At 38.3% G+C, this 25,219-nt stretch carries 21 protein-coding genes; 20 read left to right on the top strand and 1 reads right to left on the bottom strand.

From position 1 onward, the window contains the following. Positions 1-142 precede the first annotated feature (142 nt). On the bottom strand, positions 143-4,411 hold the full coding sequence (locus B0A67_RS00350) for a hypothetical protein (RefSeq protein ID WP_072953499.1): 4,269 nt from the start codon (positions 4,409-4,411) through the stop codon (positions 143-145). A gap of 407 nt (positions 4,412-4,818) precedes the next feature. Between B0A67_RS00350 and B0A67_RS00355 the strand changes: the two genes are divergently transcribed. From B0A67_RS00355 to B0A67_RS00450, 20 genes are all read left to right on the top strand, one after another. Next, the gene (locus B0A67_RS00355; RefSeq protein ID WP_072953501.1) at positions 4,819-5,211 is read left to right on the top strand and encodes a single-stranded DNA-binding protein; all 393 of its coding nucleotides are present in this window, start codon (positions 4,819-4,821) and stop codon (positions 5,209-5,211) included. A 44-nt stretch (positions 5,212-5,255) separates the two neighbouring features. Further along, on the top strand, positions 5,256-5,618 hold the full coding sequence (locus B0A67_RS00360) for a DUF7222 domain-containing protein (protein WP_072953503.1): 363 nt from the start codon (positions 5,256-5,258) through the stop codon (positions 5,616-5,618). Between the two features lie 23 nt (positions 5,619-5,641). Then, positions 5,642-6,028, top strand: a complete 387-nt coding sequence (locus B0A67_RS00365; protein ID WP_072953505.1) for a PcfK-like family protein — start codon at positions 5,642-5,644, stop codon at positions 6,026-6,028. Further along, positions 6,025-7,332 carry a PcfJ domain-containing protein gene (locus B0A67_RS00370; RefSeq protein ID WP_072953507.1) on the top strand — a complete coding sequence of 436 codons (1,308 nt, stop codon included), beginning with the start codon at positions 6,025-6,027 and terminating at the stop codon, positions 7,330-7,332. The genes B0A67_RS00365 and B0A67_RS00370 overlap by 4 nt, the downstream gene beginning before the upstream one ends. 274 nt (positions 7,333-7,606) lie before the next feature. Then, positions 7,607-7,978, top strand: a complete 372-nt coding sequence (locus B0A67_RS24755; protein ID WP_035690951.1) for a hypothetical protein — start codon at positions 7,607-7,609, stop codon at positions 7,976-7,978. A 149-nt stretch (positions 7,979-8,127) separates the two neighbouring features. After that, positions 8,128-8,979, top strand: coding sequence for a DUF3347 domain-containing protein (locus B0A67_RS00380; protein WP_008463764.1), 852 nt, complete (start codon positions 8,128-8,130; stop codon positions 8,977-8,979). Positions 8,980-9,227: 248 nt separating this feature from the next. After that, positions 9,228-10,064 carry a hypothetical protein gene (locus B0A67_RS00385; RefSeq protein ID WP_242670894.1) on the top strand — a complete coding sequence of 279 codons (837 nt, stop codon included), beginning with the start codon at positions 9,228-9,230 and terminating at the stop codon, positions 10,062-10,064. Between the two features lie 131 nt (positions 10,065-10,195). Next, entirely contained in the window at positions 10,196-10,888 is a 693-nt protein-coding gene (locus B0A67_RS00390; RefSeq protein ID WP_072953509.1) for a DUF3347 domain-containing protein, read from the top strand. A 239-nt stretch (positions 10,889-11,127) separates the two neighbouring features. Next, positions 11,128-11,640 (top strand): DUF3347 domain-containing protein, encoded by a 513-nt coding sequence (locus B0A67_RS00395; RefSeq protein WP_008463761.1) that lies wholly within the window; start codon positions 11,128-11,130, stop codon positions 11,638-11,640. Position 11,641: 1 nt separating this feature from the next. Then, positions 11,642-12,112 carry a heme-binding domain-containing protein gene (locus B0A67_RS00400; protein ID WP_008463760.1) on the top strand — a complete coding sequence of 157 codons (471 nt, stop codon included), beginning with the start codon at positions 11,642-11,644 and terminating at the stop codon, positions 12,110-12,112. 4 nt (positions 12,113-12,116) lie between these two features. Continuing rightward, a complete protein-coding gene (locus B0A67_RS25270) occupies positions 12,117-13,427 on the top strand; it encodes an efflux RND transporter permease subunit (RefSeq protein ID WP_008463756.1) in 1,311 nt (436 codons plus the stop codon). After that, on the top strand, positions 13,414-15,348 hold the full coding sequence (locus tag B0A67_RS25275; RefSeq protein ID WP_072954201.1) for an efflux RND transporter permease subunit: 1,935 nt from the start codon (positions 13,414-13,416) through the stop codon (positions 15,346-15,348). Before B0A67_RS25270 ends, B0A67_RS25275 begins: the two co-directional genes overlap by 14 nt. Further along, positions 15,332-16,582 (top strand): TolC family protein, encoded by a 1,251-nt coding sequence (locus tag B0A67_RS00415; RefSeq protein ID WP_240475519.1) that lies wholly within the window; start codon positions 15,332-15,334, stop codon positions 16,580-16,582. Before B0A67_RS25275 ends, B0A67_RS00415 begins: the two co-directional genes overlap by 17 nt. Next, positions 16,560-17,900 carry an efflux RND transporter periplasmic adaptor subunit gene (locus tag B0A67_RS00420; protein WP_041515713.1) on the top strand — a complete coding sequence of 447 codons (1,341 nt, stop codon included), beginning with the start codon at positions 16,560-16,562 and terminating at the stop codon, positions 17,898-17,900. The genes B0A67_RS00415 and B0A67_RS00420 overlap by 23 nt, the downstream gene beginning before the upstream one ends. Positions 17,901-17,903: 3 nt before the next feature. Next, the gene (locus tag B0A67_RS00425; RefSeq protein WP_041515712.1) at positions 17,904-19,118 is read left to right on the top strand and encodes an efflux RND transporter periplasmic adaptor subunit; all 1,215 of its coding nucleotides are present in this window, start codon (positions 17,904-17,906) and stop codon (positions 19,116-19,118) included. A gap of 18 nt (positions 19,119-19,136) precedes the next feature. Beyond that, the gene (locus B0A67_RS00430; protein WP_072953512.1) at positions 19,137-19,676 is read left to right on the top strand and encodes a DUF3347 domain-containing protein; all 540 of its coding nucleotides are present in this window, start codon (positions 19,137-19,139) and stop codon (positions 19,674-19,676) included. Positions 19,677-19,854: 178 nt separating this feature from the next. After that, entirely contained in the window at positions 19,855-22,392 is a 2,538-nt protein-coding gene (locus B0A67_RS00435; RefSeq protein WP_041515710.1) for a heavy metal translocating P-type ATPase, read from the top strand. Between the two features lie 29 nt (positions 22,393-22,421). Further along, positions 22,422-23,666, top strand: a complete 1,245-nt coding sequence (locus tag B0A67_RS00440; protein WP_041515709.1) for a hypothetical protein — start codon at positions 22,422-22,424, stop codon at positions 23,664-23,666. An 11-nt stretch (positions 23,667-23,677) separates the two neighbouring features. Next, positions 23,678-24,550, top strand: coding sequence for a DUF2911 domain-containing protein (locus tag B0A67_RS00445; protein ID WP_041515901.1), 873 nt, complete (start codon positions 23,678-23,680; stop codon positions 24,548-24,550). A 155-nt stretch (positions 24,551-24,705) separates the two neighbouring features. Continuing rightward, positions 24,706-25,194 carry a DUF305 domain-containing protein gene (locus B0A67_RS00450; RefSeq protein WP_241687386.1) on the top strand — a complete coding sequence of 163 codons (489 nt, stop codon included), beginning with the start codon at positions 24,706-24,708 and terminating at the stop codon, positions 25,192-25,194. Positions 25,195-25,219: the final 25 nt, after the last annotated feature.

Here is a 25,219-nt window from a genome sequence, read left to right on the forward strand (position 1 = left end):
TGTAATGCATCAAACTTTAAAAACTGCCCATCTTCCTGATGTTTTCACTTCCCTTTCCTCCTTGCTGTATTTTACAACATTCTGCATCCTCTAGATATGCCCTTTATTCCAGCTTTCTTTTTTCGTTTATTTCATAACAAACTTATTCCCTATAGATTTCAAGTGATTGGAAAACCGGAAAATTTTTCAATCCGCTTTCAGCATGAAGGTCACGCATATTATTTATATTCCCTAAACTGAAATTGCGTTCTCCCCAGATTCCCCACACCAAAGTGCAATTCTTAGAATTCAGAAAATTATCTAACAAATCCTTTCGGATATAAACCAAATTGTATTTGTTATTATAGTCTTTATTATAATTGATTTCCTGTGATGCTAAACGGTTATTAGAGTCTTTTAGGTTAAATGTATCCGGTTCATTAACTAGCTCAAGCTTTTTAAACAGCTCTTTTGAAATAACTGTTCTATGTCCTGAGCTATTTGCGCTGCTATCACTTGAAAATGCATATTCCATAACCGGCAGAAGAATTTCAAACTTCTTTTTTATCTGCTTGGTAACTTCAATTTCTTCAGGATATTCCATCTCGAATGTATCAAAATTAAATTGCGGATTATAATCTGGATGATCTTTTTTTACCGTGTACGTTTTGGTATCTTCAATAAAAGATAAATCAACATAATTGCCATATACTGCGCCATCGAAAAGATACATTTCACCAGCAAAACAATCGTGGTTTTCCCTTTTCTCCGGAAGCCATCTTCCTCTGAAATTCTGCTTATCCAGCCTTAACAAAGCGTCATCCAAATCTTTGTTTTTTATTATAAGTGCCCTGATGAATATAAAGCGCTCCCTTTGGATTTCTTTATCTTCCTGGGATATGAATCCATCCATACAGATCCATTCGCCTGGTTCTCCGTTTAGGCCCTTAACTTCAAGATATTTTGTGACATCTGCACCTCCTCCACTTCTATACCACTCCATCAGACTACGATTCCTATCACCGAGATAATCCGTATCAACAAATTTTGATTCATCATCTTTCAAGTCTTCAGGAAAACTCAAATCAATATCAGGATTGATTATCCTGAAATCTCCATATTCGTTTTTAAGCAGCCCCTCATCATCCCTTAAGCCGGCAAGCTCATAAAAAGCAATCCATGAATACTTTTTTCCGTACCGTTCTATTTTAGCTCTTGTTCCCCTGCTTGTATGTTCCATTCTTTGTATCCTGCTGTCCATTTCTTTGAATATCAGCCCATCCCATCCAAGCTGGAAAATACGCCAGTAGATCTGTCGGCGTACCTTCTTCTTACTGTCTGGATCATCATAATTCCTTCCGTCATCTACGATCTGCCCGATAGTATAGTTGCTGAAATCCATATAAATAGGATCATTGAAATTGCCTTTTTGCTTTTCATAATCAAATTCACCCCAATCTCTTATGCCTCCTGTCTTATAAGGTGCTCTCATGTTATTCTGTTCTGACTCATTAAGCAGATCAGGAAAATATTTCAATGCAGTTTCAATGCTCATAGCCGCATAGCTTCGGGCAAGATAATGGGTAGTCCCATGTGGTGCATCTTCTGAAAAAATTAGACTGTACAGCATTTGGCCTACAGGTTTTAAGTGCTGTTCTTTAAATTTACGATCCATGTTGTTATGCTCTGCAAGTATCACTCCATACATTGCTCCAAGAGTTCTTTCCCATACATAAGGGTCGTTTACAGCCAAAGAATAGGAAACAAGTTCGGTAAACTCCATTGGAAATCGTCTGCCGTAATAATAAAGTGCCCTTGTAGCATGATCACGCATATCTCTGTTTGTAACTGTCAGCATCCACATCAGCTTTCGAGCAGCAATATGAACACGATCCGATATAACCTCTTTTTCTCTTATTGATTTTTCTATATGATTAATATAACTGTAGTAGTTCCCTTCTTCCTCAGGATAATAACTGCCTCTGCACTTCTCGGTCCAGTAAATATCTCTAAAGGCTACATTCATAGAGCGAAGAAGATCGGATAGAAACAGGAAATTTAGCGGATGCTCGATAACTAGTTCAGTAGTGTCAAAAAGGTCGATTAAAGACCATGTTCTCGAAGTATCTTGAAAAGCTGTGGCAACCATTTTTTTTGCCAAGGTCTCATATGGCAGAATAATATCAGCATTCAAATCAAATAAGGCTTCCACTGTATATTTTGAGAGCGAATAAGATTCACTGATCAGCGATTCTAGTCCAAAACGCTTGATTGCCAGTATGCAGAAGGAACGCAGAATATCATCATATAGGGCATGTTTACGATTTTCTCCAAGAAGTGAAATTGCAAATTTTTCACTTTTTATAAGAGCCTTAACTTCAATGCCGTCCTTGACAGTTTCTAAAATGCTTTTGGCAATAAGATAACCGTTAAGCAGATCATAGGTAAATGCCACAACTTCCTTTCCATCCCAATCCCTGAAGATCAGTAGATCTTCACCTTCAAAAGCATGTAGGGTCTCAGTATCAAGAACAGCAGGTACAACATCTTGAAGCGGTACATCCCTTTTATCACTATTCCAAAGTACGTCAGAAATTTTATTAAGTATATCTTTTGTAAAAGATTTACTGTAGCGGAACTCACGGCCAAGCCTCCCAACAATATTTTCATTGCATTTTTGGAGATATTCCTCAAAAATATCAAACATATCTTCATTTTGAAATGACACAGTTTCTCCCTTTTTGGCTTCACAAAAAATTGTGAGATATAAAGGTTCTGTGAAATGGGATATCCTATCTGAATTGTTCTGCAGCGTAATACCGTAATGATCAAAATATCTTTCCGTAGCTTCGTTGACATTGTAATTTGTAAAGCCATCCACCTCCACCTTCAAACTCCACTTTCCGTCGGGATAGGACAGATAGCCTTTAGGAAAGAGCACTTCTTCATAAGAGCTGCGATAGGTGGCTATCAAAAGAATATTAGAAAAATTCAGCCTGATTTCGTTAGCCAGCTCTTCTATGCCTGATACCCAAATATCTTTCCAATAAGCCGATTCATTAAGACCGTCAATGGCAAGTACAAGTTTAGTCTTATGCACACGTGCACATATTTCAAGTGCTCCAAAAAAATCCTTTACATTCCAGTCACTTGGAATATCCAGCAGCTGTTTCATCTGTTCCTTCACAGGAAGATTAGACCTGAACTGGCTGCCAAAAAGAAAAAGTGCAGGCTTTCCGCCATCTATCTGCTTGCGCACCGTATCAACTGCTAGATGGGTTTTTCCTTTTGAGGCATTTCCCGAAATATAGGTTTCAGTTTCATTCACTGATTGAAGCATCGCAAAGATATTTATGTAAGCATCAAAATTTCTAATTGTAAAATACGGCCCCAGCAGACAGTTTCGACAGTCGCGTATTTTTTGTTTAATTGAGTGATCCGATTCTTTACGCTCAGCATCCCAGCTTATATCCGCAACAGCTTCATCTCTGCTAAGGATAGAATATTCATTATAATAAACTTGAAATTCCTGTACAAAATTGTCTATCTCTTTAAGCAATGAATTAAGTTCGTAACGTTCCTTCTCCTGTAAAATTATAACAGCAGCTCTAAGCAGTACATTTCCTCTTTCTATTAACGTTACGTGGCTGTCAACAAGTACAAATTTGCTTATCTTTTTTACTGTCTTCTCAAAACCAGTAGAAACATCGTACCCCCTGATCTTCTTAATATCGTCTTCATAATCAATTTTAAATCTATCGATATCCAGATGAGCAGCCCTATCCAGTATGAGTTCAGCTAAAGAATTTCCTCCTATAAACCTTGAAATTTCTTCGTCAGCTGAACCGTTAATGTGAAGTTTCTCTAAATATTTTGATTTAATAACCCTTGATTCTCTAACGATATCAAACTTTTCTTTGAACCAATCGTAATCAAGAATTTTATCGGCAAAAAAATATCTTTGAACATTAGGATATTTTCTTAAGTAATTCAGTATTTCACTGTCTCCCCAATGGATCAATTCTGGATTGCATAAAGATGATAAAACTGGTTTTCCTTTGTATTTCAGTTCCCCGCAACTATCAAACCATAATTTCTCCGAAGGTGTCATGGAAAGCTTACTGCATAAAAACCATTTTTTTAATCTGGAGCCATGTACATCAGCAGCTTTCTGCAGTGATTTTTTAATCTGTTCCTGTCTTCCGCTTTCACTAAAACGTCCGAAAAATTTACACTGCCATCCCCAGATATCACCGTTTGCAAACTCCAGATAGAATTCAACTCCATCTCCGCCGCCGCTGTCATCAATTGAATTTAGTCTTGCTTTAGAGGAATACAATTCAAAGACAATTTGATAACATAATTCTTCAAAACTTTTCTTTTTATCGTCCTCGTAAGGTTTAAGGTGTTCCCAGTTAATCAGGTTGCTCATTGACTGACTATAATTTAATGGTTAAATAAAATGGAGTGCTTAGCTACTCAAATATAATTATTGGCTCCTTACAAAACTACAAAATTGGATTACAAAAAAAATTAATCAGTGAAAAAGAACGATAATTTATTACAGGCCTTATTATGATATGTAAACATTGTATACATATTATGATTTTCAATTCAAAACGGGTTAAAAGGGCAGCCAAGATAGTGCCCGCCGTATGCTGCATGCGCATAATGGCGCCGCTTTCGCTTGCCACCCTTCGGGACTTATAGCACTCCGCATCCTCATAACCGGTCACTTGATTCTTGCTTTCTTTTTTCCCGTTTTTTCTTTTGAAAACAATTTTTAGGAATGCAGGGAGAAAGAAATTTTAAACAACAGTAACGCTAAAATTTAAAATCATGGAAATCACAGGACGTATTACAAAAGATGCTCTAGCCCGCAAAGTGGGAAATGAAAAACAGGTCGTTAACTTCTCCATTGCCATCAATGACAGCTACAAACCCAAAGGAAGCACCGAGTACAAACACATTACAACCTTTATTGACTGCTCCTATTGGCTCAATGCAAAGCTTGCCCAGTGGCTTAAAAAAGGGGCGCTTGTTCAGCTGTTCGGGCGTGTGGGGATTAGCACCTATATCGGTCACGACGGCTCGGCTATGGGGTCTTTGACCTTTCACATCAACAGTCTTAAGATTTTGGCTTTTGCCAAAAAAGAGGATGGGTCTGCGGGCGCAGTTATCACGCCGAAAAAACAAAATTCATCAGAAGAGCCTGATGACCTGCCTTTCTAAGGCAGGGTTCTAATTGTATTTATAAACGCCAAAAAAATCACATTATGAAAGCCTTAGACAAAAACGAGTATACGGACTACGATGTAAGCCATGTATTCAACGAAATCATTTTAAGCCATTTGGATAGCTATAACGGAAAGAAAAAACAGCAGTTGAAGTCTTTCCTCGAAGACTTACAGAAAGGGGGCTGTATCAGCGGTATGATAGGGGAATTTATCTACCACAACGACTGCAAAGCTTTTTACATCAAACACCTTGAAGATTTGGAAGGAATTAGGAATGATTTGGAAGAAGTATTTGGAGAGCCTGTTGCCAACCGCTATAAACTGCCCCATTACACTTTTTTATGCTGGCTCTGCTTTGAGGAGTACTGCTACGGCATTTACAGAGACGTCTTTGAACAATAGCTATTAATCAAACTTTTTCCATCATGAAACCATCTGAAGACTTTAAAACTGCTATAGAGAATTATCTCAATACAACTGCGCAGGGCGATTCAGCCTTTGCCCAAAGCCTTGCCAAAGAAACCAAAAACATCGAGAGCTGTTGCAGTTACATTTTTGGCGAGGTCAAAAAAACAGGATTGTGCGCCTTTGACAATCAGGAAATCTTTGATATGGCGGTCAAATATTACAGCGATGACAGTATTGGTGCGCCTGCACCTATCAACTGTAAAGTGGTCGTAAATCAGCCCGTAAAGGCTGATTTATTCAACTCTGCTCCTGCAATGAATCCACAGGTCTCAAGACCCGAAACTGTACCTGTACAAACAACAGTAAAACCTGCACAGAAAACCTTAACGCTTTTTGACTTATGAAACCACGTACAGCCATAGAAAAACAGATAGTCGCACTAAGCGAATCCCTTGCACCCATCGCCCCAGAAATGTACTCTTGGGCTGAGCAGTCCATTTTTCTGAAATGGGGCGTTTTATCACGTGGAAAGTTCCACTGTCTGGACTGTGGAAACGCTTGGAAACCCGAATCCGAAAAACAGTCTGCGAAATTTACGGCTTGCTTAGCCTGTAAAGGAAAACTTAAAATGCACGGTTGCAATCAAGTGCATTTCAAGGAAATAGAATACAGCGCAGTAGTAACTTGTCTTTCGGATTTTCAAATAGTGCGCATCATTTGTTCGACCAAACAGATGAAGAAGAACTGTCTGCCCTCCTATTCCCATACCGAAGTGATGCAGCATTGGATAAACCCAAAAGGCGAAGTGCGCACCATGTCACGCAGTACAAATGTTTTTTCGCACGCATACGATGCATGGCAGTATTATTCGCCCCTTGAAATCCGCCCAAAGGATTTTCAGGACTCTCCCAAGTACCGAATCAACCCCTACAGGTTTTATCCACGCTTGAAAGTGCTTCCCGTATTGAAACGAAATGGCTTTAAGACAAGTTTTTATGAGGTAGCACCTCAGGTGTTGCTTTCATCATTATTAAAAGACCACTGTGCTGAAACTCTGCTGAAAACTAGGCAGATTTCATGGCTCCGCTATTACCTTGAATCTCCCCATCAGCATGTCCTGCGCAACTGGCAGGCCGTAAAAATATGTCTTAAAAAGAATTATACAGTTTCCGATTTTGGAATTTGGGAGGATTATATCGAACTTTTGCGTTGGTTTAAAAAAGACATAACCTCCGCCCTGCTCGTCTGTCCTGCTGATTTACACTTGGAGCATGACAGATTGGTGGAGAAAAAACAGCAGTTGCTGAGAAAAAAATATCTTGTGAAAATGCGTGCGGAAATAGAAAAAGCGCAAGGTCTGTATGCTGAGGAGAAAAAACAGTTTTTCGGGTTATGCTTTTCAGGGGCAGGAATTACTATTTCAGTATTGGAGAATGTTTCTGAATTTATGACCGAAGGCGACAGCCTGAGACACTGTGTTTTTACCAATGAGTATTTCAAAAAGATAGATTCCCTGCTCTTCTCTGCACGCATTGACAACAAACCAATCGAAACTATAGAGGTTTCTCTTTCTAAAATGGAAATAGCACAGTGCCGTGGTTTGAGGAATCACAATTCAAAACATCATAAAGCTATTTTCAGTTTGATGAAAAAAAACCTTTATCAGATTCGCTCCCGAATGAAAAAGAAGAAAGCAGAACAATGCTAAAAGCGGAAAAACCGAAGAACTTTCGGTTTTTCCGCTTTATAACATTTCAGACACTGAAATTTTCCTTGCTGATTTATAGCAATCTTCCTCTTAGATTGTTCAAATCAAAAAAAAATAATTACTGTTCAATAGCGTACTGCCTTCAATGCAGACTATTAAACAGGGGAAGAAAAATCCATTTCTAAATAAACTATGAAAAAATAACAATTTTAACATTTCATTTATAAACAGAGATATTTTTATAATTATCTTTGTTTACGATTTTACATGTCTTATGAAAAGATTCCACATCATAGTAATTATTACCTTAGGTTTCTTCTTGATGCCAATGGCTACTTTTGCTTGTGGAAAACTTTCTGGAAAGATTTCTTATACTAAAGAAGCTTCCAAAAATCATGACAATGATTGCTGCTCGAAAGATGGCAGTCATTCCAAAAAAAATAATGATGGCTGCTGCGGTCATAAATGTGGGCACAAGTCATGCGGTTGTGTCTCAATCTGTAACGGAGGAATTACTTTCTTTAACCAACTTGACTTTAAAAACATCACTATAAGTGTTTTTTCTAAAAAACAAAAATTCCACAGTTCAGAAACCTCCATTCTCTCTGGTTTCTATACTATCTGGCTTATCCCTAAAATAAGCTAAATACCTTTTTTGACAGCCATACGTGTGTCAAAAAAGGAAGCCTAACTGCTTCATTTTTTTATTTTTCGCTTTTTGTAGAATAATTCTCTATACAATTCTTGTATGCAATTATTTCTCAAAAGCAATATTCACTTCAAATACATTTTAAAATGAAATCAATTCAAAAAGGATTGATGGCAATCACTCTATTGCTGTCAGTCATAGTGTTTGGCGCACCTATAAAAAATGCAAAAAACATAAATGCAAAAATTTATGGTAATTGTTTAATGTGCAAAACTGCTATTGAAAAAGCAGGAAACATCAAAAATATCGCTTCGGTAAACTGGAATGAAAACACCAAAATAGCGGCTATTACCTATGATGAGAAGAAAACAAATCAGGATGAAGTCCTGAAAAGAATTGCCTTAGCAGGATATGACAGCGACCAGTTCTTAGCTCCTGGTGACGCCTATGCAAAACTTCCACAATGCTGCCAATATGAAAGAACAAATATGGCGGCTCCAATAAAAAAATCCGAAATGGATATGGGTAAAATGGATCATTCACAGCATACAGCCGCAGTTCCTGCAGATGCACAAGAAAACAGTCCTTTTAAAGCAATTTTCGACAGCTACTTTGATGTAAAAGATGCTTTGGTGAAAACAGATGCTAAAACTGCCGCATTGAAATCTAAAGAGCTCCTTACTGCAATCAATGCTATTAAAATGGAGAACCTAAAGCCAAAAGAACATACTGCATGGATGAATGCAATGAAAAGTTTAGCTTCAGATGCCACAAATATTTCTGAAAACCAAGATGTAAAAAAGCAAAGGGAATCCTTTAAAAGCCTTTCCAAAAACACGTACGATCTTATAAAAACTGCTGATCAGCCGCAGCCGGTTTATTATAATCATTGTCCAATGGTTGATGCGAATTGGCTCAGCAAAGAAAGCGGCATCAAGAATCCGTATTACGGTTCACAGATGTTAAGCTGTGGATCAACTATAGAAACAATCAAATAATCCCAAATCAAAAAATGAAAAATATAATAACCGTTAGTTCAATGCTTGGAGTTTTAATTTTAGGGACCGTTTCGCTGTTTTCTTGCAGTAAAATGGATGATATGAATATGTCCGATCCAAAACTGAATATAAACTATCCTGCCGCTTATGTGGTCAATGGTCAGGACGGCACAATTTCAGTAATCAAATTGGAAACTAATGAAGTTACAGAAACCTTAAGCCTAATGGGCAGCGGCAACGATATGATCATGTGGCCGCACCACATTTCTTTACATTCCAATCATCTGGCTATCGGTGTACCCGGAATGGACTTCTCTGCAGGCCATACCGCAGGTATGGGAGGAATGACAGGTAAACTCCTTGTAATTGACCCAGCCAGTGGGGCAACAGTAAAAAATATCAGCCTGCCAATGATGAACCACAACACAATATACAGCCCAAATGGTTCAGAAATCTGGGTGCCGCAAATGGACATCAATGGAAAAGTTCTGGTTTATGACGCCTTAACATACGCATTGAAAAGCACCATTGCAGTTGGCATGATGCCCGCTGAGCTTACCTTTTCTTCTGATGGGACTAAGGCTTATATTGCTAATGGAGATGACAATACTGTGTCAGTTATAAATACCGCAACCAAGCAGGTTACAGCCACAGTTGCTGTGGGAAAAAACCCTGTGGGTGCCTGGACAGGAACTGACGCCAGAATGTATGTTGATAATGAAGACGGGCAATCTATCTCGGTAATCAATGTGGCAACCGATGCCGTAGGCCAAACCATTGATCTAGGATTTATGCCTGGAATAGCGTCTCACAATGGAAATAAGAAAGAACTTTGGGTAAGTGATCCTGTCAATGCAAAAGTCCATTATTGGACCTGGGACCAGACTAAGATGATGTGGGTTCATGGAGGTGTATTCACTACTGGTGCCGGTGCACATGCTATAACATTTACAGCAGATGGAAATACTGCCTATGTGACCAATCAGACCGCCAATACGGTCTCTGTTGTTAATGTATCAAACCATACGGTCTCTAAAACGATTAATGTCGGTAGAAAACCCAACGGATTGGTGCTGAAAATATAAATCTGATATAAAGGCATTTAAAAGGCAAAATAGAGATTGGATTTGCAATCAAAAAAAGAATAATTCTTATAACACTCAAACAAAGGAATGTTAGACAAAAAAACATTCATTAGAGATAAAAACTAAAAAAAATGAAAAAACTAATTTTCTCAACCCTTGTAATGGCAATTGTACTTACAGCTTGTAATTCAAAAAACAAAGAAACTGCAGCTCCTGAAGCGGCTTCCGGGACAGCTCAGAATGACTCGCAATTGTATGCCTGTTCCATGCATCCTGAAATTACAGGAAAAAAAGGAGACAAATGTTCCAAATGCGGAATGGAATTAACCGAGCCAGTAAAGGAAACGGCCGGAAAAAGTGCAGAAGTAGAAACAGCCCAGACTGCTCAAGGAACATTTTCTATAAACGAAATCGTGAGTAATTATCTGTCCCTAAAAAATGCATTAATCAAAGATGATACAAAAGGAGCTGCAGATGCAGGCAAGGCATTATATGCAGTTTTTAACAGTGTAAATCCCAATTCGATAGATGCGAAATTAAAAGCAGAATATCTTGATATTGCTGATGATGCCAAAGAACACGCAGAACATATTGGAGCTAACGGCGGAAATATTGAACACCAGAGAGAGCATTTTGCCGTGTTAAGTAAAGACATGAATGATTTGATAAAATCTTTCAAATCAGAACAAAAATTGTATCAGGACTTTTGTCCTATGTATGATGGCGGAAAAGGAGCTATTTGGATAAGCGAAACCAAGGAGATCAAAAACCCATATCAAGGAAAAAAAATGTTAACCTGTGGTTCTATGAAAAAAGAACTATAGTACAGCTAAGTACTAATAAATTTATCGGGCTGTTTACATAATGACCACTCAATTTTCTCGTGACTAATGATGTTCATAATTTATTGAAATGTATCTAATTTTTTTAGACTACGCCGTGCGATACTCTTTGCTGAATATTCACTTATTTCCCATGTGTTTATTGTGTAGACAGTCCAATAGATATTTAGAAAAAAAATCAATAGCAACCTATTTTTTAAACAATTTAAAATATAATTAAAATGAAAAATACAATTCTTTCAGCCATATTAATGGTATGCGTAATGGTTTCTGGCAATGCGCAAAGCAAAAAAACAGAAGCAAAATTTTCAACTCAGCAAATTGTTGCAGATTATTTAGCGTTAAAAAATGCACTCGCAAAAGATGACAGCAACGGGGCCGCTAAAGCTGGCAAGGCACTGTATTCGGCTTTCAAAACCACAAATGTAAAATCGATAAATCCAAAATCCAAAGCTGAATATCTTGATATAGCTGACGATGCCAAAGAGCATGCAGAACATATTGGGGCCAATGGCGGTAATATTGAGCATCAAAGAGAGCATTTCGCTCTATTGAGTAAAGACATAAATGATTTGATCAAAACTTTTGGAGCTGCAAAAACACTATATCAGGATTCTTGCCCTATGTATGATGGTGGAAAAGGAGCTATCTGGATCAGTGAAACAAAAGAGATAAAAAACCCTTACTATGGTTCTAAAATGCTTACCTGCGGTTCAATGAAAAAACAATTGTAAAATGAAACGGTTCATCAGAAAGATTCTTTTTATTGGGTTAATTATTTTTCTACTGATGCAATTGTATCAGCCTGCCCGCAATTCCGATTACGGGCAGGTTTTACCAATTCACATTTCAAAAGTCTATCCCATTCCCAAAAATATACAAACGATTCTTAAGACTTCTTGTTACGATTGTCACAGCAGCAACACGCAATATCCATGGTACTCCTACATCCAGCCGGCACGTACCTTTATGGAAGGACATATCAAGGAAGGAAAAGAAAATTTGAATTTCAGCCAATGGGGAAGTTATTCGAAACGAAAACAGGAAAATAAATTAGACCGAATTGCCAAGCAGATAAAAGCCAATCAAATGCCTTTGGCTTCCTATACGCTGATCCATAAAGATGCAGTACTGAATACTGTTCAGAAAGAACAGCTACTCAATTGGATTGAAAAAGTAAGTGATAGTCTTTCAAAAATAAATTAAATCTATGGTACACAAATTAATAGAATGGTCCCTGCGCAACCGTTTCATCATATTACTATTATCAGCAGGAATATTTGTTTGGGGTATTATCTCTATTCAAAAAAATCCTATTGATGCTATTCCAGATCTATCTGAAAATCAGGTAATCGTTTTTACAGAATGGATGGGACGTGCTCCACAGCTCGTTGAAGACCAGATCACCTATCCCTTGGTTACCAACCTTCAGGGATTGCCTAAAATTAAATATGTAAGGGCTGCTTCCATGTTTGGAATGAGTTTTATCTATGTCATTTTTGAGGATGATGTTGATGTATACTGGGCAAGATCAAGAGTACTGGAAAGGCTCAGTACAATTAGCAGCACCCTGCCCAAAGGAGTTGCACCGCAATTGGGACCCGATGGAACCGGAGTTGGCCATATACTCTGGTATACTTTGGACGCTCCCGGCATTGACCTTGGCGAACAAAGGGCACTGCAGGACTGGTATGTCAAATTTGCTTTGCAAAATGTCCCCGGAGTAAGTGAAATTGCTTCTTTTGGAGGATTTCAAAAAGAATACCAGGTTACCATTGATCCAAACAAACTGCTATATTATAAGCTGTCTGTCCCTGAGGTTATAAGCGCCGTACGAGCCAATAATAACGAAAGCGGCGGAAGAAAATTCGACATGAGTGATATTGGCTATATCATTAAGACATCCGGTTATCTGAAATCCATAAAAGAAATTGAGGATATTCCACTGAAAAACCAGAATGGTATCCCTATAAAAGTCAGCGATATAGGAACAGTCCAGATGAGCGGAGAAACCCGATTGGGAATCTTTGATCATAATGGTACAGGCGAAGCTGTTGGAGGCATCGTCGTGATGCGTTACGGTGAAAACGCCGATGCCGTTATTGATAATGTGAAAGAAAAGATGAAAGAAGTCGCAAAAGGGCTTCCTAAAGGGGTAAAATTCAATATTGTATATGACCGAGGGCATCTGATCAAAGAGTCTATTGATTCGGTTAAGCGCACCTTAATTGAAGAGATGATTGTGGTTTCGCTTATCGTTATTATTTTTCTTTTCCATTGGCGCAGCGCATTAAGTATCATAATCCAGATCCCAATTACAATTGCCGCGAGTTTCATACTTCTAAATGCCTTTGGAATATCCTCCAATATCATGTCCCTTACCGGTATCGCACTTGCCATTGGGGTAATAGTTGACAACGGTATTATTATGAGTGAAAATGCCTACCAGCATCTCTCACAACGGTATGCACAATGGGAATCCGAACAAAAAACTGAAACAAACTCTGATGAAAAGAATTAAAAATATATTTCGCAAAAAAACACAGTGGATATCCGAAGAGGAAAGGCTTAAAGTAATTGAGAAAAGCAGCAAGCAGGTTTCTCGCGGGGTATTCTTTGCCACCATAATTATAATTACTTCTTTCCTGCCTGTATTTATGCTTACCGGACAGGAAGGAAAGCTATTCCATCCCTTGGCTTATACAAAAACTTTCATACTGATTGTGGATGCCTTGTTGGTACTTACATTAGCTCCGGTACTGATCTCTTTTTTTATGAAAGGGAAATTCCGTCCAACTGATGCACATCCCGTAAATCGTTTTTTGGAAAAAGGTTATGAGCCTATCATACGCTGGGTCCTAAAATGGAGAAAAACAACCCTTACGTTTAATATTTTGGCGTTATTGATTTCCATTCCATTATTGATGCGGCTGGGAACAGAGTTCATGCCCCCACTGGATGAGCAGAGCATTTTATTTATGCCTGTTACCCTGCCTGATGTATCCAATGGAGAAATCAAACGCATCTTGCAGGTACAGGATAAAATAATAAAATCAGTTCCCGAAGTAGAAAGTGTTTTAGGCAAAGCCGGACGGGCTAATACAGCTACCGATAATTCCCCAATGAGCATGATTGAGACCATTATCATGCTAAAACCAAAATCAGAATGGCGTAAAGGAATAGACAAAAAAGACATTATTAAGGAACTCGATACCAAACTGCAGATCCCGGGTGTGGTAAACGGTTGGACACAGCCTATCATCAACCGTATCAATATGCTCGCTACAGGAATTCGTACCGACGTGGGTATTAAAGTCTACGGTCAAAATCTCGATACCATTGCGCGAGTATCAGAAAGAGTAAAAATGGCTTTAGAGGGAACCCCTGGAGTGTCTGACTTATTTGTGGATCCTATTACTGGTGGCAAATACCTGGATGTTGATGTCAATCGTTCCGAACTGGCCCGTTATGGACTCACTGTAGATGACGTAAACCAAACCGTGGAATTTGCCTTAGGAGGAGCGTCCATCGGCAATACCGTTGAAGGACGAAGACGATTTTCAATAAGCGTTCGTATGGCACAGGACTATAGAAATAGCGTAGAACGCATTAAACGCATTCCCCTGCAGTCTCCAACCTTTGGAGAGGTGCCCCTATCTTCTGTTGCCGATATTAAATTCGTAGATGGCCCTCCAATGATTAGTTCAGAAAATGCACTCCTTCGCGGGGCAGTCATGTTCAACATACGTGATCGTGATATGGGGGGAACCGTACAGGAAGCTATGAAAAAATTAGAAAGTGCCAAAAATATACTTCCCGAAGGGTACTTTATAGAATGGAGCGGACAATATGAGAACCTGATCAGCGGAGAAAAGACCCTTAAAATCATTGCACCGATAGTATTGCTTATTATTTTCTTCTCCCTCTATTTTGCCTTTAATTCCCTTAGAGAAGCCTTCTTAAGTCTTATAACAGTGCCTTTTGCTTTGATTGGAGGTGCCTATATAATTTTTTTCTGGGATGTCAATCTATCAGTGGCAGTAGCTGTAGGTTTTATAGCCTTGTTTGGTATTGCCGTGGAAACCGGAATTGTGATGGTTATCTATCTCAATGATGCAATGGAGCAGCTTATCAAGGCCAAAGGTAATTCAAGAGAAACCATTACTAAAGACGATCTCAGAGAATATGTGGTACACGGCGCCGCAAAGAGATTACGCCCAAAACTAATGACCGTCTGTGTCTCATTATTTGGATTAGTGCCTGTCCTTTGGTCCAATGGTGTCGGAATGGATGTAATGAAACCAATCGTATTGCCTATGATTGGCGGCGTATTTACCTCTGCCGTACATATCTTATTAGTAACCCCGCTTATTTTCCTAATGTCTAAAGAATATGAATTACGAAAATATGGCAAACTTGAAGTACATGATGTCAAACATTAAAATACTGGCAGTACTATTGCTTTTACTGCCATTACAGCTATTGAGCCAGACCCAACAGGTCTTGTCTCTTGATACAATCCTTCACAGGATTGATAAAAAAAACGTGCTCCTGCAAAGCTATAGCCTAAAGGCTGAAGGGTACAAATATAGTGCTGATGCCGCAACGGCATGGATGGCACCAATGGTGGGTGTTGGGACATTTATGACACCCTATCCTTTTCAGGAAGTTATGGATGACCGCGACAAAGGATCTTTAATGTTCAGAGTTGAACAAGATATCCCCAATATAGGAAAGCTAAACAAGAAGAAAAAATTTATCCAGTCCCAAGGAAATATTGAGAACGCTACGCGGACCGTTACCCTTAACGACTATAAAGCGCAGGCCAAACAGCTCTACTACAGCTGGATGGTAGCCGAAGAGCGAATGAAAGTTTTGGATCAGAACGAAAAGATAATGTTGACCATGAAAAAGATTGAGGAAGTACGCTATCCTTACAATCAGTCGCAATTGGGTAATGTATACAAGATTGACGCAAGGATTGAAGAGAACAAAAATATGATCCGCATGCAGGAAGGTGAAATCGCAAAAGCAAGAGCATGGCTCAACAGCTTGATGAACCAGCCTGGCAATGCTGATTTTTCAATCGACACAAGTATTATTCCTGTCTTCAACCCTGCTTTGCACGACACCACAAGTCTTGCTGCTGTGCGGGGAGATATTAAAAAGATGGATGCGGGAATTGAATCGATGCAGCTCAGTATTCAGGCGATGAAAGCGGAGAAAAATCCCTCTTTTAAAATCCAGTTTGACCACATGAATTCTTTCGATAAAATGATGCCCAAAGCCTATTCGGTAATGGCAATGATGTCTATTCCTATTGCTCCATGGTCATCAAAAATGTATAAATCAGATGTTAAAGCAATGCAATATAATGTACAGGCAATGGAGAAAGAGAAATCCGCCATGCTGCAGGAAACCCAGGGTATGTTATATGGTATGCAATATGAAATACTGACCATGCAAAAAAGAATCCAGGGACTCGAAACAAAAATAATCCCTTCAATGCAAAAATCGCTGGATGTAAACTTTCTGAACTATCAGGAAAACAAACTGCAAATTCCTGTAGTAATTGACTCCTGGGAAGCTTTAAATATGCTGCAGAATAACTTATTAGATGAAAAATTAAAACTATATCAAATGATTGTCGATTATGAAAAAGAACTCTATCGCTAAGTTAGTCGGATTGTTATTCGTTTCGATATTAGTATTGACAGCCTGTAACAAGAAAACAGAGCATAACAGTAAGCCCGCACATCAGCATAGTACAAATCAGGAATATACTTGTCCAATGCATCCCGAAGTTATTCAGGATAAGCCCGGCAGCTGCCCAATATGCGGGATGGAATTGGTTGCAAGACACACTCCTGGAACGGAAACAGCTATAGACAGCAGCCTGAAACACCTTTTAAAACCAGTTAACGAACAAGTTGTTTCAAACATATCTGTCATAAAACCTGACGAGGGTACTAAAATATTCTCTATGCAGGTACAGGGAATTATTACCTACGATACCCGCGAGCAGACCAGTATCTCCAGCAGGGTAAGCGGAAGGATTGAGCGTCTGCTGATTAAGTACAATTATCAGCCCGTAAAAAAAGGACAGTTAATCATGGAAATCTATTCCCCTGATCTGGCTGCCGCGCAAAGAGAGTTGTTATTTATTTATCAATCTGACCCAAACAATCCGATGCTTCAAAAAGCAAAAGACAGACTCTCTCTGCTGGGTATGCAACAGGGGCAAATTCAACAGGTATTAAAAACAGGTAAAATCTCCTATCGCATTCCTGTTTACAGTAATGCCACCGGGTACATCTTAGACAACACGGGAGCGGCAAATGCTTCTGCAACAGCTCCTGCGGCTTCGCCTCAAAGCGCACCGTCAGATGATGGTATGGGCGCAATGGGTTCAAGTAGCAGTGCAGCATCAAATAGCAGCGCATCTGCCCCTGCTTCCTCTGCTATTATGCTAAGAGAAGGACAATATGTTGGTGCAGGACAATCTCTTTTTACAATATATACCAACAAAAACCTTATCGCTGAGTTTGCTTTTGATCCATCGGTATCATCCCAGATTAAAAAAGGACAAAAGTTGGTGTTTTATGAACCCTCAGATAAGCAAACCGTGTATACTGGTACTATCGGACTCATTCAACCCGTCTTTAAAGAGGGAAGCAACTTTACCATAGCCCGAATTTATTTGCAGGATAATAAATTTCAGACCGGAAAATTAGTAACTGCAGCCATTCCTATTGTCAGTAAAGGCTGGTGGCTTCCACAAAGCGCCGTTCTTAATTTAGGAAATAAATCCATCGTTTTCAAAAAAGAGCAGGACGTGTTTGTTCCCAGAGAAGTTAAAACGAAAAATAATGGTGATGGAATGGTGCTAATAGACCAAGACATCAATAATTGGAATATCGCCAGTAATGCGGCTTATATGATAGACAGTGAGAGTTTTATCAAGACAGCTTCAGAAAATAAATTAAAAAATTAAGCCATGAACAATAAACTAATAATTCGTACTATTTTGCTCATTGCAATGGTTTTTCCACTTCTATTTACAGCATGTGCCCAAAAAGAAGAAAAAAAAACCAGTCAGGAAAAAGCTCAAACCTATACCTGCCCCATGCATCCGCAAATTGTAAAAGATGGCCCCGGCTCATGCCCGATCTGTGGAATGGATTTAGTGCCTTTCGAAAAAAACAACGCACAGGACTTTCTAACCTTGGGACCCAGCCAGCAGGCACTAGCTAATCTGACTACAATAACTGCTGGGGAAAATGAATTTTCAAATTCTTCTCATCTTAACGGACGTTTGGTTACTGACCCTGAGCAAACTATTTACATTTCAAGTCGTGTGGCAGGAAGGATTGAAGAGTTGTATGTAAAAGAAACTGGTGTTCCCGTTCGAAAAGGCCAGCCTTTGTACAAAATATATTCAGAGCAGCTTTCAGCCCTGCAGCAGGAGTACCTTCTAGCTACGGCACAGGCTGCAAGCTTTACTGAGGATAAACGATTTGCCCAAATAAAAAATGCTGCAAAACAAAAACTATTATTATATGGACAATCTGAAGCACAGCTTAATGAATTATTAAAAAAACAAAAAGCTTCTCCTTATGTTGTTTATTATGCCCCGGATTCAGGAATAGTTGCAGAACTTTCCATAACAGAAGGCCAATATGTAGCAGAAGGAGGCTCTATTATGAAACTGGAAGATTATACCCGTTTATGGGTCGAAGCTGATGTCTATCCCGCAGATGCTGGTAAAGTTAAAATAGGCCAAAAAGTAAAAGTTATAGTCTCGGGTTATGAAGATCAGCCCCAAACAATGACAGTAGATTTTATAAATCCTGCCCTGCAGACAAGCAAACAGCTCATACAGCTGCGAGGTGCTATTGCCAATCCAAACAAGCAATGGCAGGCAGGTCAACAGGCAATTGTTTTACTGCCTTCATCAGAACAAAAAATGAAATTAACCATACCTGTAGATGCCGTAATAAGAGACGGCAGCGGTACACATGTGTGGATTGAAATTGAAAAAGGCAAATATCAGCCTAGAATGGTGGCTATTGGTTCTGAAACCTTCGATGAAGTCGAAATTACCAGTGGCTTAACAAAAGGTGATATTGTGGTTGCAACTGGCGCCTATCTCTTGTACAGTGAATTTATATTAAAAAAAGGCAAAAACCCAATGTCAGGAATGAAAATGTAATAATTAATCAAGCAAATAATGAAAGAATTAATCAAATCAGGAATCTCCATATTATCAATCTTGTTGCTTATTGCCTGTGGTAATAATGAAAACAAAAAGAAAGAGATTCCACAGAATAAGAAAACGTCAGTCGCAATTACTAAGGAATCCGAAGTAAAGATAAATGATGATCTTTTAAACGCAATTTACAGCCAGTATACTCATTTAACAGTTGCCCTTACTCAAGGTAATATCGCAGAGGCAAAACTGGCAGCTAATGCGATTGAGGCGGGAGCGCAAAAAATCAGCGCCAACAGTAATCTTGTTACAAGTGCTGGGGCAATCGTTTCAGCTCCGGATATTGAAAAGCAGCGAGTAGCTTATTCTCAACTAAGTAATGAAATGGTTGGCTTGCTGAAGAAAGCAGGAATGGCTGACGCTGAGCTGTATGTTCACTATTGTCCAATGGCTTTTGATAATAAAGGGGCAGTATGGATTAGTACTACCAAAGAAGTGCGTAACCCTTACTTTGGAGAAAAAATGCTTAAATGTGGTGAGGTGAAAGAAACAATTAAATAATCAGAATCTAAGATTGAAGACGGTTTGTAATTATTTTTTAGTGTTAAACAATTGGTTGAAACAGCTGATGAGAAACAAGCCATTTGAAACAAGTTTAAAATACATATTAGCTTCAAAAAAAAACACTAACTTTCTATATACTAAACAAATAACACATCGTATCTAAAAAAACAACCTTATGACACATACCTATACAATATCAGGAATGACTTGCGATGGATGCCGCACCAAAGTAGAAAAAACATTAAATGCAGTCGAAGGAATAAAGGCAAATGTCACATTAGATCCACCGATGGCAACCATTACGATGGAAAAACATATTGCCACCGAAGAACTTCAAGCCGCATTAACTGCCGTTGGAAAGTACACCATTGAAATGACTCATGCTACTCATTCCCACGAAAAAACAGCTGAGAAATCATGCTGTAGTACTGCTAATGATCATCAACACAACAAGGATCATAAAAAAATAGCGGTACCTCATAATCATGCCGGTGGAAAATACTATTGCCCAATGCATTGTGAAGGTGATAAAATGTATGATAAAGCCGGAGATTGTCCTGTGTGCGGAATGGATTTGATACAAGAGCCAGCAGCTATTCAAGTACAGCAATATACCTGTCCGATGCATTCGGAAGTTATTACCAATGCGCCTGGTTCATGCCCAATTTGTGGAATGGACTTAGTGCCTATGGAGCCAACGGATACAGAGGAGAACAAAGTATATAAGGAGTTGCTGCAAAAAATGAAAATAGCAATACTCTTTACGGTGCCTATCTTTTTTATTGCTATGATAGAGATGATGCATGACAATCCATTATTGAAAATAATGGACGTTCAAAAATGGAATTGGGTTCAGCTGATTTTCTCACTCCCCGTGATGTTTTATGCCGGTTGGATGTTTTTCGTTCGCGGATGGAAATCAATTGTAACTTGGAATTTAAATATGTTTACCCTTATCGCAATTGGTACTGGGGTAGCATTTTTGTTTAGTATTGTTGGAATGTTTTTTCCGGATGTATTTCCGGAGGAGTTTAAATCGGAACACGGAACAATTCATCTTTATTTTGAAGCGGCAACGGTAATTCTTACACTGGTATTACTAGGACAATTGCTTGAAGCAAGAGCGCACAGTCAAACCAGTGGTGCCATAAAAGAATTATTGAAATTAGCACCTACCGAAGCTACTTTGGTTCTTGAAGGAGTCGATAAAATAATCTCAATCCATGATATCAAAAAAGGTGATTTATTACGGGTAAAACCCGGAGACAAAATTCCTGTGGATGGGAAGATAACCGATGGTGAAAGCACAATAGACGAATCGATGATTACCGGCGAACCAATTCCTGTGGATAAAAAAATGGGAGATGCGGTATCATCAGGAACCATCAATGGAAACAGATCATTTGTTATGATTGCCGAAAAAGTAGGTTCGGAAACTTTGCTTTCGCAAATTATACAAATGGTCAATAATGCAAGCCGTTCCAGAGCACCAATACAGAAACTAGCAGATAGTATCGCCAAATATTTTGTGCCGATTGTTGTTGTTATCTCTGTTCTTACTTTTTTCATTTGGGCAAAATTTGGCCCGGAACCGGCAATGGTTTACGGATTTATCAACGCCATTGCCGTATTGATAATTGCTTGTCCATGTGCACTGGGTTTAGCAACACCGATGTCTGTAATGGTAGGGGTTGGTAAAGGAGCACAATCGGGAATTCTCATAAAAAATGCCGAAGCCTTAGAAAATATGAACAAAGTAAATGTTCTGATTACTGATAAAACGGGGACAATTACCGAAGGAAAACCTTCTGTAGAGAAAATTGTTGCTTTCGAGTATTCAGAAGAGGAACTGTTACAATTTATTGCTTCTTTAAATCAATATAGCGAACACCCTTTGGCACAGGCCGTAGTGAAATTTGCAAAAGCGAAAAATGTCTCTTTGACAAAAGTCAATGATTTTGAAAACATCGCAGGTAAAGGAGTGATTGGAACTGCTATTGGTAAGAAGACGGCATTAGGCAATAAAAAATTAATGGAGCAAGCAGGGGCAATTGTTTCTGCTGTCATAGAAGAGAAAATTATTGCCGAGCAAAAATTAGGAAAGACGGTTTCTTACATCGCTGTAGATAAAAACGTGGTGGGATTTGTAACGATAACCGATGCCATAAAAGAAACCAGTGCTGCTGCTATAAAAGAATTAATGCGTCAAGGAGTTGAAGTAATCATGCTTACGGGAGATAATATAAATACTGCCAAGGCTGTTGCCGACGAATTGCATTTGACTTCTTTTCAAGCAGGCTGTTTACCAGAGGATAAATTAAAAGTAATCGAGAAATTACAAGCTGAAGGAAAAATTGTTGCTATGGCGGGTGACGGTATAAATGATGCGCCGGCTTTGGCACAATCGGATATCGGAATTGCGATGGGAACAGGAACAGATGTTGCAATAGAAAGTGCCAAGATTACATTGGTAAAAGGAGATTTGCAAGGAATTGTAAAAGCTAAAAACCTGAGCCATGCTGTAATGAGCAATATAAAACAAAATCTCTTCTTTGCTTTTATATACAACGTATTAGGGGTTCCTGTTGCAGCTGGAGTTTTATATCCGTTTTTCGGAATATTACTTTCTCCTATGATTGCTGCCCTGGCAATGAGCTTTAGTTCTGTATCTGTTATTGTCAATGCATTGCGATTAAGAAGTTTAAAACTCTAAAGAATAAATAATTTACTATACAAACAAAGATGACCAATCTAGGACAAATTATTCTGCAGTATAAAATTGATAACGAAAGTGTCTACAATACCTGGTTTATATATAACGATCAACGATTAAAGGCATTTCGCACTATAAGACGCGGTGTTCTGCAAGTCATTGAGGATATTAAAAGCAAAACCTTTCCTAATGATTTCAAAGAAAGCAGCCTAGAATTTGTACTGAGCTGCATTGCTGAACAAAAACAAGTCTTTGCCGGAGTTTCACATCCGTTTTACTGGAAACCCAAATTACGCATTCCAGATATCTATGAAAATCAAAACAATAAATTGGCTTTTGGTCAGTTTCTTGAAAATTGTATCAATGCCAAGTCTGAAGAACAGGTTGTAAAAGAAATCATAAGACTCGATGAATTAAAAATTAAAGGCTTAGGGCCAGCGGTTGCCAGTATTCTATATTTCATACACCCAACCTGGTTCCCACCATTCAACACTGCTATTCTAAATGGTTTTAATTTTCTTTTTAAAGACAAAAAAAAATTGGGAAGCTGGACAGAATATCTTAAAATAAGAGAAGTTTTAATGGAAACTAACAGTTTGCATAAATCTCAGCTCTCAAATGATTTGGGTGCCATCGCTGGATTGTGTTTTGAAATTGGAACTCAGAAAATGCTAATAGGCAATGATGAATATTTAAGCGAAGTAGAACGTGCAAGATTCGAAAAAAACGTACACAAACGTCAGAAAGAAATACTTGACGAAAAACTAGAAGAAAATCTGCATAGTGAAATGCAGTACCATTTATTAAAAATTGGAGTTTCATTGGGTTTCGATGTTACTCCGGCAAGCAATGATAAAAGCAAATCGTTTGATGGGCAGAATTTCTCCTTTATTTCACTTGGAAAATTCCCTGAGCTGCCTACTGACAAGGACACTCAAAATACCATCAAGTTAATTGATGTGTTGTGGTTCGAAAAAGGCACAAACAAAATTATAGGAGCCTTTGAAGTAGAAAAGAGCACTAGTATCTATTCGGGCATACTACGGTTGTCTGACCTATACTTTACTATTTCAAACGGACAGGAAGTTTTTTATATTATAATTCCAAATAATCGGGAAAAGGATTTAGTCCTTCAACTCAATAGACCTGTTATAAAAAACTCTAAAATGAATATTAAGTATATCCTGTTTTCTGAACTAAGAGCCAATTGTGATGCTATATGCAAATTTGGCAGCGACCATTCGATAATGGAAAAAATATCAAAATCAATTTAAAATTAAAAACTATGAAAAAAATAATTCTGCTAAGCTTCATTATTATGCAATCGTTATCAATTTCTGCACAAGAAAAAATTCAAATTAAACTTACCCCTGCAAGTCCCTCTGCATCATTTCAACAAGAAATCGGAAGTTCTACAGTCAAAATATCCTATAGCAGACCCTTAGTAAGAGGGCGAAAAATATTTGGCGAATTAGTGCCTTTTGGTAAACTCTGGCGAACAGGCGCCAGCGATTGTACGACCATAAGTACTAATGAAGATATTGCTTTTGGAAACAATATTTTAAGAGAAGGAACTTATTCTGTATTCTCAATTCCTTCAGAAAATGAGTGGACTATAATTATCAATAGTGATATTACTTTACATGGCGAAACTGGTTATGATGAGAAAAAAGATGTTATGCGTTTTACCGTTCCCACAGAAAAAACGATTGGTTTTTATGAAACTTTTACCATTGAATTAAATGACATCAACAGTAAAGGAGAAGGCTTCCTTAAAATAGAATGGGAAAACACAATGGTTAAAATACCTATGAAAAGCAAAGCTGACAAAGAAATTTTAGCCCTAATTGACAAATATATTATTAAAGAAAAAAGTCAAAATGCTACTTTATTGTTTCAGGCAGCAAATTATTATTCAGCCACGTGCAGAGCAAACAACCAAGCAGTATCGTGGTTAGCTGAAGCTGAAAAATTAGATCCTGAAAATTTTTATTATCCGACTTTAAGACAGAAAATCTCAGTAGAACTCAAGGATTATCCCAATGCCATCGAGGCTGCAAAAAAAGCCCTTGCAATTGCAGAACAGAAAAAAATGAAAGGCACGGAAAAATTAAAAAACCAGCTTGAAGAGTTACAATTATTACTTAAAAGCAAATAAATATTAAGCTATTACAATATCACATTGAAAAATACAAGCGCAGAAAAAATCCCCGCCACTTAAGCTAATGCTGTATTATATTATAGTGCCATTAGATTTGTTTTGGAGGAAAATTTATTAATCTAAATAACTTTTAAAGGAAAAAAATCATGAAAATGGAACACACAACACAGCAGCATTCAAAAGAGAAAAACCCAAAAATGTACAAAAAATTAGCATTTATGATCGTATTGTCATTTATTGCTATGTACATCCTAATGTACTCGATGGTAGATGTTTTTGCTAATGTCATTCCCAATGTAAATCAATTTTACATGGCAGGACTAATGACTATGCCGATGCTCATAATTGAGATTATTGTAATGGGCAGTATGTATATGAATAAAAAGTGGAACATGGCATTACTTGCCATAGGCGGCCTTGCTGCAATTATTTTTTTTTCCTGCATCAGACTGCAAGCGGCTGTTGACGATAAAGAGTTCTTAAAATCAATGATTCCACACCATGCAGCGGCAATCCTCATGGCCAAAGAGGCTTCCCTTCAAGATCCAGAAATAAGTCAGCTTGCACAAGACATTATAAAAGCACAAGAAGCTGAAATTGCGCAGATGAAAGCCAAGTTGGGTGAAATGAAAAAAAAATAACAGAACAATATTCTATAAAAATAGC

Source organism: Flavobacterium aquidurense (assembly GCF_002217195.1).
Taxonomy (GTDB): Bacteria; Bacteroidota; Bacteroidia; order Flavobacteriales; family Flavobacteriaceae; genus Flavobacterium; species Flavobacterium frigidimaris.